13 protein-coding genes and 1 pseudogene are annotated in these 13,633 nt (G+C 72.3%); 8 read left to right on the top strand and 6 right to left on the bottom strand.

Going from position 1 to position 13,633, the window contains the following annotated elements; all coding sequences use genetic code 11:
* Positions 1 to 12 precede the first annotated feature (12 nt).
* On the bottom strand, positions 13 to 270 hold the full coding sequence (locus NMK44_RS13720; protein ID WP_254742350.1) for a hypothetical protein: 258 nt from the start codon (positions 268 to 270) through the stop codon (positions 13 to 15).
* 250 nt (positions 271 to 520) lie between these two features.
* On the opposite strand from NMK44_RS13720, the gene NMK44_RS13715 reads away from it, so the two are divergent.
* Positions 521 to 1,309 (top strand): MgtC/SapB family protein, encoded by a 789-nt coding sequence (locus tag NMK44_RS13715; protein WP_254742348.1) that lies wholly within the window; start codon positions 521 to 523, stop codon positions 1,307 to 1,309.
* Positions 1,310 to 1,370: 61 nt separating this feature from the next.
* On the opposite strand, the gene NMK44_RS13710 is transcribed toward NMK44_RS13715, so the two are convergent.
* Positions 1,371 to 2,228 (bottom strand): 3-hydroxybutyryl-CoA dehydrogenase, encoded by an 858-nt coding sequence (locus tag NMK44_RS13710; RefSeq protein WP_254742346.1) that lies wholly within the window; start codon positions 2,226 to 2,228, stop codon positions 1,371 to 1,373.
* Between the two features lie 340 nt (positions 2,229 to 2,568).
* On the opposite strand from NMK44_RS13710, the gene NMK44_RS13705 reads away from it, so the two are divergent.
* Entirely contained in the window at positions 2,569 to 3,801 is a 1,233-nt protein-coding gene (locus NMK44_RS13705; protein ID WP_254742343.1) for a glycoside hydrolase family 10-like protein, read from the top strand.
* A 38-nt stretch (positions 3,802 to 3,839) separates the two neighbouring features.
* Here the strand turns inward: NMK44_RS13705 and NMK44_RS13700 are convergent, their stop codons facing one another.
* Together NMK44_RS13700 and NMK44_RS13695 are read right to left on the bottom strand one after the other, a co-directional pair.
* Entirely contained in the window at positions 3,840 to 4,043 is a 204-nt protein-coding gene (locus tag NMK44_RS13700; RefSeq protein WP_254742341.1) for a DUF1918 domain-containing protein, read from the bottom strand.
* Positions 4,044 to 4,090: 47 nt separating this feature from the next.
* The gene (locus tag NMK44_RS13695; protein ID WP_254742338.1) at positions 4,091 to 5,095 is read right to left on the bottom strand and encodes a DMT family transporter; all 1,005 of its coding nucleotides are present in this window, start codon (positions 5,093 to 5,095) and stop codon (positions 4,091 to 4,093) included.
* Between NMK44_RS13695 and NMK44_RS13690 the strand changes: the two genes are divergently transcribed.
* The 4 genes from NMK44_RS13690 to NMK44_RS13675 all read left to right on the top strand — a co-directional run bounded on the left by NMK44_RS13690 (position 5,094) and on the right by NMK44_RS13675 (position 8,324).
* Positions 5,094 to 6,542, top strand: coding sequence for an aminotransferase-like domain-containing protein (locus NMK44_RS13690; protein WP_254742337.1), 1,449 nt, complete (start codon positions 5,094 to 5,096; stop codon positions 6,540 to 6,542). The genes NMK44_RS13695 and NMK44_RS13690 overlap by 2 nt on opposite strands.
* 83 nt (positions 6,543 to 6,625) lie before the next feature.
* Positions 6,626 to 7,072, top strand: coding sequence for a GNAT family N-acetyltransferase (locus NMK44_RS13685; RefSeq protein WP_254742335.1), 447 nt, complete (start codon positions 6,626 to 6,628; stop codon positions 7,070 to 7,072).
* A 13-nt stretch (positions 7,073 to 7,085) separates the two neighbouring features.
* Positions 7,086 to 7,667 (top strand): histidine phosphatase family protein, encoded by a 582-nt coding sequence (locus tag NMK44_RS13680; RefSeq protein ID WP_254742333.1) that lies wholly within the window; start codon positions 7,086 to 7,088, stop codon positions 7,665 to 7,667.
* Positions 7,668 to 7,814: 147 nt separating this feature from the next.
* The gene (locus tag NMK44_RS13675) at positions 7,815 to 8,324 is read left to right on the top strand and encodes an allene oxide cyclase barrel-like domain-containing protein (RefSeq protein WP_254742331.1); all 510 of its coding nucleotides are present in this window, start codon (positions 7,815 to 7,817) and stop codon (positions 8,322 to 8,324) included.
* A gap of 84 nt (positions 8,325 to 8,408) precedes the next feature.
* On the opposite strand, the gene NMK44_RS13670 is transcribed toward NMK44_RS13675, so the two are convergent.
* Together NMK44_RS13670 and NMK44_RS13665 are read right to left on the bottom strand one after the other, a co-directional pair.
* Entirely contained in the window at positions 8,409 to 9,653 is a 1,245-nt protein-coding gene (locus tag NMK44_RS13670; RefSeq protein ID WP_254742329.1) for a beta-ketoacyl-[acyl-carrier-protein] synthase family protein, read from the bottom strand.
* A 149-nt stretch (positions 9,654 to 9,802) separates the two neighbouring features.
* On the bottom strand, positions 9,803 to 10,402 hold the full coding sequence (locus tag NMK44_RS13665) for a short chain dehydrogenase (RefSeq protein ID WP_254742327.1): 600 nt from the start codon (positions 10,400 to 10,402) through the stop codon (positions 9,803 to 9,805).
* 70 nt (positions 10,403 to 10,472) lie between these two features.
* On the opposite strand from NMK44_RS13665, the pseudogene NMK44_RS13660 reads away from it, so the two are divergent.
* Together NMK44_RS13660 and NMK44_RS13655 are read left to right on the top strand one after the other, a co-directional pair.
* Positions 10,473 to 11,352: pseudogene (locus NMK44_RS13660) on the top strand (LysR family transcriptional regulator).
* Positions 11,353 to 11,392: 40 nt separating this feature from the next.
* Positions 11,393 to 13,612: an NADP-dependent isocitrate dehydrogenase gene (locus NMK44_RS13655; protein WP_254742325.1), complete on the top strand. Its 2,220-nt coding sequence runs from the start codon at positions 11,393 to 11,395 to the stop codon at positions 13,610 to 13,612.
* Positions 13,613 to 13,633 lie beyond the last annotated feature (21 nt).

The raw sequence follows: 13,633 nt of genomic DNA, 5'->3' as shown, positions 1-13,633 counted from the left end.
TGCGGACACGCTCTAGCGCCCCGCCACCTGCCACACCGCGAGCACCAGGGACAACAGGCCGGTCAGGGCGGCGATGGAGGGCAGTGGCCAGCGCCCGTGCTCCAGGATCCTGATCCGACCGGCCAGTTGGCCGACGTCCTCCTCCGCCTGGTCCCCCCGGTGGTCGAGCAGGGCGAGCTGGCCGTCGACACGGGTGAAGCCCACGTCGACGGTGCGCCGGAGTTCCGCGAGCTCCACGGATAACGCGACGTGGTCGGGCTCGGTGGTCACGGGTTGATCCCCTTCCGGATGTACGTCCGTGCAGTGGTCACACAGCCGAGTCAACCGCTTACCGGGGTCGCGCGGGAGAGTGTGCGGCGGGGGTGTGTGAGTCACCGGCGCACACCCCGTGCGAACGTCGGCGCGCTACGGCCCCGCCGCTCCGTTTCCCCTTCCGGTTGCCACGTTGTCCGGCCGGTCCCTGGGTACTCGGGGCAGGCATGGGCTGGGCTTTGCACAGAGTGAGCAGGGAGGGCTATCCGTGCACACGATCGCCGCCCCGCTGTGGGACTTCTCCGCCGACCAGGGGGCGCGGCAGTTCGCCGAGCTGGGCATCGCGCTGGTGCTCTCCACGCTGATCGGGCTGGAGCGGGCCGTCCAGCAGAAGAGCGCGGGGCTGCGCACCCACACCCTGGTCGGTGTGGGCAGCGCGCTGTTCATGCAGGTCTCGCAGTACGGCTTCGCCGATGTGCTGCTGCGCGACCACGTCACCCTGGACCCGTCCCGGGTGGCGGCGCAGATCGTCTCCGGGATCGGCTTCATCGGCGGTGGCCTGATCTTCGTCCGCCGGGACGCCGTCAAGGGGCTGACCACCGCGGCGACCATCTGGCTCACCTGTGCGGTGGGTATGGCCTGCGGCGGTGGTCTTGCACTGCTGGCCACGGCGGCCACCGCGGTCCACTTCCTGGTGGTGCGCGGCTATCCGATGGTGACCCGGCACCTCCCGGCCGTCTGGGCGGAGGAGCAGGTGGAGGTGCAGCTCGCCTACCGGATCGGCGGCGGACTGCTGCCCCGGGTGCTGGAGCTGTGCACCGCCGCCGGGTTCCGGGTGCTGCGGGTGCGGGTGGACCGGGCGCCCTGGAAGGGCCGGGACCGGCCGACCCGGACGGTGCGCGCCGAGGAGGAGCGCCGCCCGGACGACCGGGGCATCGCCGAGGTGCTGGTGGCGCTGGAGGGCAGCGGTGATGTCCACCGGCTGGTCGGGGAGATCTCCGAGCTGGACGGGATCCTGGGCGCGGACGCCGGACAGGACCTGGACTCCTCCGACTGACCGCCGGGCCCGCTCCCGCCCCGGAGGGAAGGACACGGGCCCGTGGCGCGCGGCGGTGGGATCAGTACAGGTAGAAGCCGGAGCCGGTCTTACGGCCCATACGTCCCGCGTCCACCATGCGCAGCAGCAGCGGGGGAGCGGCGTACAGCGGTTCCTTGTACTCGGAGTACATCGAGTCGGCGATGGCCGCGATGGTGTCCAGGCCGATCAGATCGGACAGCTTCAGCGGGCCCATGGGGTGGGCGCAGCCCAGCTCCATGCCGTTGTCGATGTCCTCACGGCTGGCGATCCCGGACTCGAACATCCGGATCGCGGACAGCAGGTACGGGATGAGCAGTGCGTTGACCACGAAACCGGAGCGGTCCTGGGCCCGGATGGCGTGCTTGCCGAGGACGTCGTGGACCAGCGCCTCGGCGCGCTTGAGGGTCTCCTCGCTGGTGGTCAGCGCCGGGATCAGCTCCACCAGCGCCTGCACCGGGGCCGGGTTGAAGAAGTGGATACCGATGACATGGTCCGGCCGCGAGGTGGCGACGGCCAGCTTGACCAGCGGGATCGAGGAGGTGTTGGAGGCCAGGATCGCGTCCGGGCGGGTCACCACCTGATCGAGCACCTGGAAGATCTCGGTCTTGACCTGCTCGTTCTCCACGACGGCCTCGATGACCAGATCGCGGTCGGCGAACTCCCCCAGATCGGTGGTGAAGCTCAGCCGGGCCAGCGTCGCGTCCCGCTCCTCCTCGGTGATCTTGCCGCGTTCGGCGGCCTTGCCGAGGGAGTTGGTCAGGCGGGTCCGCCCTATCTCCAGGGCCTCGCCGGTGGTCTCCGCGACCATGACGTCCAGGCCGGAACGGGCGCACACCTCCGCGATGCCCGCGCCCATCTGGCCGCAGCCCACCACTCCGACGCGTTCGATGTCGGTCACATCGTGCCTTTCGCTGATCACTGATCTGTCTGCCGGCTGTGTCGTCCCCCTGCCGCCCCAGACGTTACCCCCCGGTTATGGCCGGGGGACGGGGCGGGGCCGGATTCACCAGGAGCCCTCCGTCCCCTGTCACCCCTCCGTCACCACCCGTTTCCGCGCGGACGCGCGCGGCCGGGCGCCCGCGCGGGAAGAGTGAAGTCACCGGGGTGCGGCGACCGCCGGATCAGGCCGTCGCGGGAACCGCGGGAGGCATTGCCTCCGGGCCCGCAACGGCCGCATCATCAGCGGGAGTTACCAGCGACAGCGGGAGTATCGGCGAGCGGCGAGCGAGGAGACGGCCATGGGGCGGATCACACGCAGAAGTCTGACGGTGGCGGCGGCCGGGGCGCTCGCGGGCGCCGGCACGGCGGGTGAGGCGCTGGCCGCCGGGCGGGCCGCGCGGCAGCGCCGTGAGCTCCGCGGGATGTGGCTGGCCACCGTCGCCAACCGGGACTGGCCCTCCCGGCCCGGCCTCCCCGCCGAGCAGCAGCGGGCGGAACTGCTCGCCTTCCTCGACACCGCCGTACGGCGCAGGCTCAACGCGGTGATCTTCCAGGTGCGGCCGACCGCCGACGCGCTGTGGCCCTCACCGTACGAGCCGTGGGCGGAGTACCTGACCGGCGCCCAGGGCCGGGACCCGGGCTGGGACCCGCTGGGCACCGCCGTGCGCGAGGCGCACCGGCGCGGTCTGGAGCTGCACGCCTGGTTCAACCCCTACCGCATCGCCAACCACACCGACCCCGGCAGGCTGGTCCCCACCCACCCCGCCCGGCGCCATCCCGAGTGGGTCGTGCGCTACGGGGGGAAGCTCTACTACAACCCCGGACTGCCCGAGGTCCGCCGCTTCGTCCAGGACGCGATGCTGGACGCGGTCGTCCGCTATGGCATCGACGCCGTCCACTGGGACGACTACTTCTACCCCTATCCCGTCGCGGGCCAGGTCTTCGACGACGACGACGCCTTTGCGCGCCACGGCACGGGCTTCCCGGACCGGGCCGCCTGGCGCCGGGACAACATCGACCGCCTGGTGAGCGAGACGGCCGCGCGGATCAGGCGGCTGGGGCGCGGGGTGCGGTTCGGTATCAGCCCGTTCGCCGTCTGGCGCAACGCGGCCACCGATCCGCGCGGCTCGCAGACCACCGCCGGGGTGCAGACCTACGACGACCTCTACGCGGACACCCGCGGCTGGGTGCGGCGGGGCTGGCTGGACTACGTGGTGCCGCAGGTCTACTGGAACATCGGCTTCGCCGCCGCGGACTACGCCAAGCTGGTGCCGTGGTGGGCGGACGTGGTGCGCGGCACCGGGGTGCGGCTGTACATCGGCGAGGCGCTCTACAAGGCGGGTGATCCGGCACAGCCCGCCCCCTGGCAGGACCCGGCGGAGCTGTCCCGCCATCTCACCTTCGACCGGGACTTCCCCCAGGTCCGCGGCAATGTCTTCTTCTCGGCCAAGGAAGTGGCCGCCGACCGCAACGGCGCCATGGCGCGTGTGGTCGCCGACCACTACGGGTGCCGGGTCCGCCCGCCCCGCTGAGCCGCTCCCGCCGAGCCGGTCCCGCGGTAGGACAGGGCCTAGCGCCGCGGTCCGGTGGACAGGTGGCGGACGATCGAGTCCGGGCCGGGGGAGAACAGGCACTCATGGCCGTCGTCCTCGTAGCGGACTCGGTAGGGCGGTTCGCCGTGGTCCCCGAGCACTTCGATGATTTCCGCGGTCCGGTCGTGAATGCCGACAACCCTGCCGTGCACCAGCAGTTTGTCGCCTACGGTGGCCTCCATCTGCATGACCTCCTACGGCTTTCCGGAGGGCAATCCCTGTGGCCAGTTTATGGCCGCTCCTCCGGGTTTGCGCCTGCCCGGATGCCGTTCCCCCCGGTCTTCTCCGTCATCCGGGCCCGCTGGGTCGCCCCGATGCACACCAGCACCGCGACCGCGGCGGCCGGGGCGGCGGGGGAGAGGTCCTCGTCGAGCAGCAGCACCGACCACACCAGAGTCAGCAGCGGCTGGGCCAGCTGGAGCTGGCTGGCACGGGCCACCCCGATGGCGGCCATCCCGCGGTACCAGACCAGCAGCCCCAGGAACTGCGAGCCCACCGCGAGCCACAGCAGTCCGGCGACGGCGTGGAAACCGAGGTGGACCGGTTCGAACCGCAGCGACAGGGCCGCGCCCACCACGGCGAGCGGCAGACATCCGACCAGGGCCCAGCCGATCACCTGCCAGCCGGGCATATGGCCGGCCAGCCGTCCACCCTCGGTGTAGCCCGCCGCGCACACCAGCAGCGCGGCGAACAGATACAGATCGCCGGTGGTCGGGGCGCCGCCGCTCTGCTGCACCGCGAAGGCGATCACCACCGCGGCCCCGGCCAGTGCCGCCGTCCAGAACAGCCGGGACGGCCGCACCCCGGTGCGCACGGCGGAAAAGGCGGCGGTGGTCAGCGGCAGCAGTCCGACGACCACGGCCGCATGGGAGGTGGTGGAGGTCTGCAGTGCCAGCGTGGTCAGCAGCGGGAAGCCCACCACCACCCCGGCGGCCACCACCGCGAGACCGGCCCAGTGGCGGCGGGGCGGCAGCGGCACCCGCAGCGCGAGCAGCGCGCTGCCCGCGACCAGCGCGGCGAGCACCATCCGGCAGGTGGTCACCGACCAGGGCCCGAGTCCCTCCAGACCCCAGGCGGTGGCGGGGAAGGTGAGGGAGAAGGCGGCCACGCCGAGCGCGGCGAGCAGGGTGCCGGTTCCGGAGCCCTCGGTGGGTGCGGTGCCGCCCGGCCGCGGTCCGTCGCCCTGGTGCACCGCTATCGTGCGGGGAGCGGTAGCGCTATCCTGTGCTGTCATGCATGAGCGTAGCAGTGTGACCGAGCTGGCCGATACGCTGCGGAAAGAGCTGAACCGCTACTCGCCGGGTGAGAAGCTGCCATCCAGCCGGGCCCTGATGGAGCGCCATCGGGTGAGCCCGGTGACGGTCTCCCGCGCCCTCGCCGTCCTCGCCGCCGAGGGACTGGTGGTCACCCGCCCCGGCGCCGGTGCCTTCCGTGCCGTCCGTTCCACTCCCGGGACGCCACGCCCCGGCGACACCTCCTGGCAGGAGATCGCCCTGAGCGTGGAGACGGCGGGCGAGTCCGTCCCCCGCTCGGTCGACGCCTCGGGGGTGCTCGCCACACTCGCCGCCCCGCTGCCCGGCACCCTGGAGCTCAACGGCGGCTATCTTCACCCCTCCCTCCAGCCCGAACGTGCCTTGGCCGCGGCCCTCGCCCGCGCCGGACGGCGGCCCGGTGCCTGGGGCCGCCCGCCCATGGAGGGGCTCACCGAACTGCGGGACTGGTTCGCCCGGGAGATCGGCGGTCCGGCCGGCACCCTCGCCGCCGGCGATGTCCTGATCACGGCGGGCGGCCAGGCCGCGCTCACCTGCGCACTGCGCGCCCTCGCCCCGCCCGGCGCCCCGGTGCTCGTCGAGTCCCCCACCTACCCCGGCATGCTGGCCGCCGCCCGTGCCTCCGGACTCCGCCCGGTACCGGTGCCGGTGGACACCGACGGGGTGCGCACCGATCTCCTCGCCGAGGCGCTGCGTGCCAGCGGCGCCCGGGTCTTCGTCTGCCAGCCGCTCTTCCAGAATCCGACCGGGGCGAGCCTGGCCGCCGGGCGGCGGGCCGAGGTGCTGCGCATCGCCCGCGAGGCGGGCGCCTTCGTGGTGGAGGACGACTTCGCCCGCCTGCTGGTCCACGAGGACTCCCCGCCGCTGGCCGCCCCGCTCGCCGCGGACGACCCCGACGGGGTGGTGGTCCACGTCCGCTCGCTCACCAAGGCCACCTCGCCCAGTCTGCGGGTGGGGGCGCTGGCCGCCCGTGGCCCCGCCTTCGAGCGGCTGCGCGCGATCCAGGTCGTCGACAGCTTCTTCGTCCCCCGGCCGTTGCAGGAAGCCGCCCTGGAACTGGTCGGTGCCCCCGCCTGGCCCCGCCATCTGCGGACCGTCGCCAGCGAGTTGCGGGCCCGGCGCCAGACGATGGTCACCGCCCTCGGACAGGAGCTGCCCGGTCTCCACCTGGCGCACGTCCCGCCCGGCGGCTACCTCCTGTGGCTGCGGCTGCCCCAGTACACCGATGATGCCGCGCTGGCCGCCGCCGCGCTGCGCGCCGGGGTCGCTGTCGCCCACGGCCGCCCCTACTTCTGCGCCGAACCGCCCGCGCCGCATGTGCGGCTGAGCTTCGCCTCGGTGGCCGGGGCCGGTGAGCTGGCCGAGGGCGTCCGCAGGCTCCGTACCGCCTGTGCCGAGGTGCTCGGCTGAGCGGACCGCCCGGTGCCCGGCCACCCCCGGAGCCCGGCGGCAATTCGGTCGCCGCGCCGCCCGGCGGCTGATAGGAACACCCCATGAACGACGGCTTCGAGATATCCACCGATCCGGCGCGGCTCGATCCGGCCCGGATCCACCACTGGCTGTCCACCGACGCCTACTGGGCGATCGGCCGCAGCCGGGAGACACAGGACCGGGCGATCGCCTCCTCGCTCAACTTCGGCGTCTACGACACCGCGTCGGGCGCCCAGGTCGCCTACGCCCGCATCGTCACCGACTACGCCACCTTCTCCTGGCTGTGCGATGTCTACGTCGACCGCTCGGTGCGCGGCAAGGGGGTGGGCTCCGACCTGGTCGCCGCCGTCCGTGACCATCTCGCGCCGTACGGGACCCGCCGTATCCTGCTGGCCACCGACGATGCCCACGGTGTCTACGCCAAGGTGGGCTTCGAACCGCTGGATGACCCCTCCCAGTGGATGAACCTCCTCTTCTCCCGGCAACCGTCCGCCCGCGCCGAGGGGTGAATACGATGCCGGGATGACGTTCCGGCTCACACTGATAGCCGCCGCCCGCAGCTCCTCCCGGCTCGGTGAACGGTTCGAGGACGAGCGGCCCCTGGACGTGGAGGGCCGCATCGCCGTGGAGCGGGCCGCGCCCGCCCTGCTCCCGCTGGCCGCGGCGGAGCTGCGCTACTGCTCGCCCTCGCCGCGCAGCCGGGAGACCGGCGGCGCCCTCGGCTTCACCCCGCTCGTCCAGCTCGCCCTGCGCGACTGCGATATGGGCCGCTGGCGGGGCCGCACCCTGGCGGATGTGATGGCGCGCGAACCGGCCACGGTGGACGCCTGGCTCACCGATCCGTGCTCCGCCCCGCACGGCGGTGAATCACTGCTGGAATTCATCACCCGGGTCGGCGGCTGGCTGGACACCCGCCCGGCCGAGGAACACAGCAAGATGCTCGCCGTCGCCGACCCCGGGGTGATCCGCGCGGCCATGATGTACGCCCTCAAGGCGCCCCCGCACTGCTACTGGAACGTCGACATCCAGCCACTGGCCACCCTCGTCCTCACCGGCCAACCGGGTCAGTGGCGGCTGCGGATCGACGCGGACGCCCTGCGCTGACCGGGCGCTCACGGGGCGGTGGTTCACCTGGATGATCTTGTCAGGTCGCCGGGGAGTGCGAACCGGGCGAGGCTGACGGCGGAGCCGGGTCCGCGGTCCGGCACGGGGCCGGACCGAACGGCTCCCCGGACCTTACGGAGTCGTACGATGCGCCGCTTCGCCCCCCTCGCCCTGAGTGCCGCCGCGCTCATCACCACGCTCGTCCAGGCCGCCCCGGCGGTGGCCGCCGGTTCCGTTCCCGGCGGTGGCCACCCGGCGGGCGGCCACCGGACCGAAGTCCTCGAACTGGTCGCGCGGCAGACCCAGACCACCTTCATCGACCACGGCGACCCGGGTACGAGCCAGGGGGACGAACTCGTCCTGGCCGGGGACCTGCTGCGGGGGCCCGCCCTGTTCGGACGGTTCGGCGAGGTCTGCACCCTGACCCGGGTCGGCCCCGAGCCCGACTCCTTCGACCAGCAGTGCGTGGGCACCCTCACCCTCCCCGGCGGGGACCTCACCCTCCAGGGTCTGGTCTCGGTCACCGCGGCCGGACCCGGTGAGGTCACCGTCGCGATCACCGGGGGCACCGGGCGCTACCGCACCGCCCACGGCGTCATCGAGGCCGTCAACACCAGCGAGACCGAGACCCGGCTCACCCTGCGCATCATCCTCTGACCGCGGCAGCCGCCCGCCCCCTGAGTACGTGGGGATGAAGCGGCCGGTCCGGCGGTGGCCCCCGTCCGGACCGGCCGCCCCGCGTCAGGGCGCGGAGGTGAAGACCAGCGAGGCGTTGTGGCCGCCGAATCCGAAGGAGTTCGCCAGCGCAGCCGTCAGCGCGCCCCGCCGCGGTCCGCCCGCCACCACGTCGAGCCCCACCTCCGGGTCCAGCGCGTCCAGGTTGCGGGTCGGTGGGATCACGCCGTCACGTACCGCGAGGACCGCCGCCAGCGCGCCCACCGCCCCCGCCGCCCCGAAGAGATGGCCGGTCATCGACTTGGTCGCGGTGACGGCCGGATGTGTCCCGACGGCCTCGGTGACGGACCGCGCCTCGACCAGATCGCCCTTGGGGGTCGAGGTGGCGTGCGCGTGGACGTGCCCGATGTCGCGCGGGGACAGCCCCGCCGCCGCCAGCGCCCCCCGCATCGCGCGCACCTGGCCCTCGGGGTGGCCCGCGGTGATGTGGAACGCGTCCGACGTGACCCCCGCGCCCGCGAGCGCCGCATGGGCACGGGCCGTCCGCGCCGCGGCGAACCCCGCGCGCTCCAGCACGACCACCGCCGCGCCCTCCCCGATGACGAAGCCATCGCGGTCCACATCGAACGGGCGGGAGGCCAGGGCGGGTTCGTCATTACGTGTCGAATGCGCCCTGGCCTGGGCGAACCCCGCCATCGGCAGGGCGTGGACACAGGCTTCGGTGCCGCCCGCCACCACCACGTCGGCCCGGCCGAGACGGATCAGATCCAGTCCCATCGCGATGGCCTCGGCCCCCGACGCACAGGCGCTGACCGGGGTGTGGGCGCCCCCGCGTGCGCCCAGCTCGATACTGACCCATGCCGCGGGCCCGTTCGCCATCAGCATCGGCACGGTGTGCGGCGAGACCCGCCGCACACCGGACCGCTCCAGGACATCGTCCTGACCCAGCATGGTCAGCGCCCCGCCGGTGCCGGTCCCGATCACCACGGCCAGCCGCTCCGGATCGACCCCGGGCCGCTCCGCGTCCGCCCATGCCTCCCGCGCCGCGATCAGCGCGATCTGCTGACAGCGGTCCAGCCGCCGCGCCTGGACCCGGTCCATCACCTCGGTGGGCTCGACCGCGAGGCGGCCCGCGATCCGTACCGGCAGCCCGGCCGCCCACTCCTCCTCGATCGGGACGATCCCCGACCGCCCGGCCAGCATCGCCTCCCAGGTCGAGGTCACGTCCCCGCCCAGCGGTGTGGTGGCCCCCAGCCCGGTGACCAGCACCGGTTCCGCGTTCGCGGCCGTACGGGTGTGCGTTATGGACATTCAACAACCCCCTTTGTCGTAGTGACACAACCCCGTATATCGATGACGATGGTGGGGATCATGTCTCAACAGCCAATCTGTCAGGGGAGTTGAGGGTGATCACATGGCGCACGGTGCCGAGACCGACGCCGAAGATTTATAGGAACCTTCTAGGGGAGCTGGTAGATCTGCCCAGTCTGGGCACCCTCCACGGACCGGATGTACGCCTGGGCCACCCGGGCCAGGCCGACCGGCTCCATCCCCGGGAAGAAGTCCCCGTAGTCCGCCAGGCTCTCGGTGAAGACCGTCGGGCTCACCGCGTTGATCCGCTGCGGGGCGATCTCGATGGCCGCCGCCCGGACGAATGCCTCCACCGCGCCGTTGGCCATGGACGCCGCACTGCCGGCCGGAATCGGCTCCCGGGCCAGCACCCCGGTGATCAGCGTGAACGAACCGCGGTCGGCGATCCGCGGCACACCCTGCCGCACCAGTTCGAGCTGGCTGAGCACCTTCCCCCGGAACGCCGACAGATAGTCCTCCGGCGCCATCTCCGTCACCGGCTTGTACGGCACGTCGCCCGCCGCGCTGACCACCGCGTCCAGTCGTCCGGCCCGTTCGTACAGCGCGGTGATCCGCTCCGGATCGGTGATGTCGTACCGCAGCTCACCACTGCCGCGCCCGGCGGTGAGCACCTCGTGGCCGCGCCCGGTCAGCGCCTCGGTGACGGCCGTGCCCAGCTTTCCGGCGGCCCCTATGACAAGAATCCTCATACCGGTGACGCTAGATCCCCTCCCCACACCCTGAGAAATACCGTTTGCGCTGCACTTATGCTGGGTGGTTATGAATGTGGAGCTGCGCCATCTGCGGGCCCTTGCGGCCATCGGCGACGAGGGCACCATCACCGGCGCCGCCGCCGCACTGCACATCAGCCAGCCCGCGCTCTCCCGCACCCTGGACCAGCTGGAGAGCCGGACCGGCACCCGGCTGGTGGAGCGCACCACCCGGCGGCTGTCCCTCACCGACGCAGGGCGGCGGCTGTGGGAGCACTCCCACCGCATCCTCAACCAGCTCGACGAGGCGCTGATCGAGGCCACCACCGCCGCCGGGCCGCGGCCCCTGCGGATCGGCTTCGCCTGGGCCGCCCTCGGCCGTCACACCGTGCCCCTGCTGCGCACCTGGCGCGAGGACCACCCCGGTGTCCCGGTCCGGGTGCACCGCCGCGACGACCCCGAGGCCGCCCTGCGCCGCGGTGAGCTGGACGCCGCCTTCCTGCGCACCCCGCCCCCGGACGACGCCGGGCTGACCGCGCTCGCGCTGTACACCGAGCGGCGGTTCGCTCGCCCGCCGCTCCGCACTCCGGCTGGCCGATCTCGCCGGTGAACAGGTGGTCCTGTGCGCCACCGCGGCCACCTCCGGGGCCGGACTCTGGCCGGAGGGCAGCCGTCCGCACACCTTCGAGGTGGCCAACGTGGACGAATGGCTCACCGTGATCGCCACCGGCGAGGCCGTCGGTGTCACCGCCGAGGGCACCGAGCACAGCCATCCGCACCCCGGGATCCGCTATCTCCCGCTGGAGGACGCGGCCCCCGTCACCGTCCACCTCGTCACCCCCCGGATCCCCACCCACCCCGCCACCGGCGCCTTCCGCGCACATGCGCGGCATCACACGGCCGATTCCCGAGGGCCCTTTCGAGAGGGGCCCGAACACGAGATATCTTGATGTCGAGCAATGTTGCAGACGTGGAGGAGCGGAGCACCCGGTGACTGACTCGACGATCATCTACACGCACACCGACGAGGCCCCGGCCCTCGCGACGTATTCCTTCCTGCCCGTGATCGAGGCCTACGCCTCGACCGCCGGGGTCACCGTCGAGCGCCGGGACATCTCCCTGGCCGGACGGATCATCGCTCAGTTCCCCGAGCGCCTCGAGGAGAGCCAGCGGATCCCCGACGCCCTCGCCGAACTGGGCGAACTCGCCAAGACGCCCGAGGCGAACATCATCAAGCTGCCGAACATCTCGGCGTCCATCCCGCAGCTCAAGGCCGCGGTCGCCGAGCTCCAGCAGCAGGGCTACGCGCTCCCGGACTACCCGGACGACCCCAAGACCGACGAGGAGCGCGACATCCGCGCCCGCTACGACAAGGTCAAGGGCAGCGCCGTCAACCCGGTGCTGCGCGAGGGCAACTCCGACCGCCGCGCCCCCGCCTCGGTCAAGAACTACGCCAAGGCGCACCCGCACCGCATGGGCGCCTGGACGGCAGACTCCAAGACCAATGTCGTCCACATGGACGGCGACGACTTCCGCTCCACCGAGAAGTCCGCCGTCATCGCCGAGGACGGCTCGCTGCGTATCGAGCTGACCGGTGACGACGGCTCCACCACCGTGCTGCGCGAGTCGGTACCGGTGCTCGCGGGCGAGGTCGTGGACGCCTCCGTGATGCGCGTGGCCGTGCTGCGGGAGTTCCTCGCCGCGCAGGTCGCCCGCGCCAAGTCCGAGGGTGTGCTGTTCTCGCTGCACCTGAAGGCCACGATGATGAAGGTCTCCGACCCGATCGTCTTCGGCCACGCGGTGCGCGCGTTCTTCCCGAAGACCTTCGCCGCCCACGGTGAGACCCTGGCCGCGGCCGGCCTGACCCCGAACGACGGCCTCGGCGGCATCCTCAAGGGCCTGGAGTCCCTCCCCGAGGGCCCGGCGATCAAGGCGTCCTTCGACGCCGAGCTGGCCGAGGGCCCGGAGCTGGCCATGGTCGACTCCGACCGCGGCATCACCAACCTGCACGTCCCGAGCGACGTCATCGTGGACGCCTCCATGCCCGCGATGATCCGCACCTCCGGCCACATGTGGGGTCCGGACGGCGAGGAGGCCGACACCCTCGCGGTCATCCCGGACAGCAGCTACGCCGGGATCTACCAGGTCGTCATCGACGACTGCCGCGCCAACGGCGCCTTCGACCCGGCCACCATGGGCTCGGTGCCCAACGTCGGTCTGATGGCGCAGAAGGCCGAGGAGTACGGCAGCCACGACAAGACCTTCGAGATCCCCACCACCGGCACCGTGCGCGTCCTGGACGGCGCCGGGAACGTGGTGCTGGAGCAGGTCGTCGGCGCCGGTGACATCTTCCGGATGTGCCAGACCAAGGACGTGCCGATCCGCGACTGGGTCAAGCTGGCCGTCACCCGTGCCCGCGCCACCGGCGACCCGGCCGTGTTCTGGCTGGACGAGGGCCGTGCCCACGACGCCAACCTCATCGAGAAGGTCAAGGCGTACCTGCCCGAGCACGACACCGAGGGCCTCGAGATCAAGATCCTTTCGCCCGTCGAGGCGATCGAGTTCTCGCTCGAGCGCATCCGCCGCGGTGAGAACACCATCTCGGTCACCGGCAACGTCCTGCGTGACTACCTGACCGACCTGTTCCCGATCCTCGAGCTCGGCACCAGCGCCAAGATGCTCTCCGTGGTCCCGCTGATCAACGGCGGCGGGCTGTTCGAGACGGGCGCGGGCGGTTCGGCCCCCAAGCACGTCCAGCAGCTCGTCAAGGAGAACTACCTGCGCTGGGACAGCCTGGGTGAGTTCCTGGCCCTCGCGGTCAGCTTCGAGCACCTCGCGGTGAAGACGGGCAACGCGCGCGCCCAGGTGCTCGCCGACACCCTGGACCGCGCCACCGGCTCGTTCCTCAACGAGAACAAGTCGCCCAGCCGTCGCGTCGGCGGGATCGACAACCGCGGCAGCCACTTCTACCTGGCCCTGTACTGGGCCCAGGAGCTGGCCCGGCAGACCGATGACGCCGAGCTCGCGGGCGCGTTCGCGGCTCTGGCCAAGACGCTCACCGAGCAGGAGCAGACCATCGTCGACGAGCTGATCGCCGTTCAGGGATCGCCCGCCGAGATCGGTGGCTACTACCAGCCCGACGCGGCCAAGGCGTCGGCGGTCATGCGGCCGTCGGCCACGCTCAACCAGGCCCTCGCGACCCTCGGCTGACGCCGGACCCCGGCTGACGCC

It is taken from the genome of Streptomyces cucumeris (assembly GCF_024295805.1).
Classification (GTDB): Bacteria; Actinomycetota; Actinomycetes; order Streptomycetales; family Streptomycetaceae; genus Streptomyces; species Streptomyces cucumeris.
Note: the sequence above shows the minus strand (reverse complement) of the source record. Positions and strands in the feature narration are given on the sequence as shown.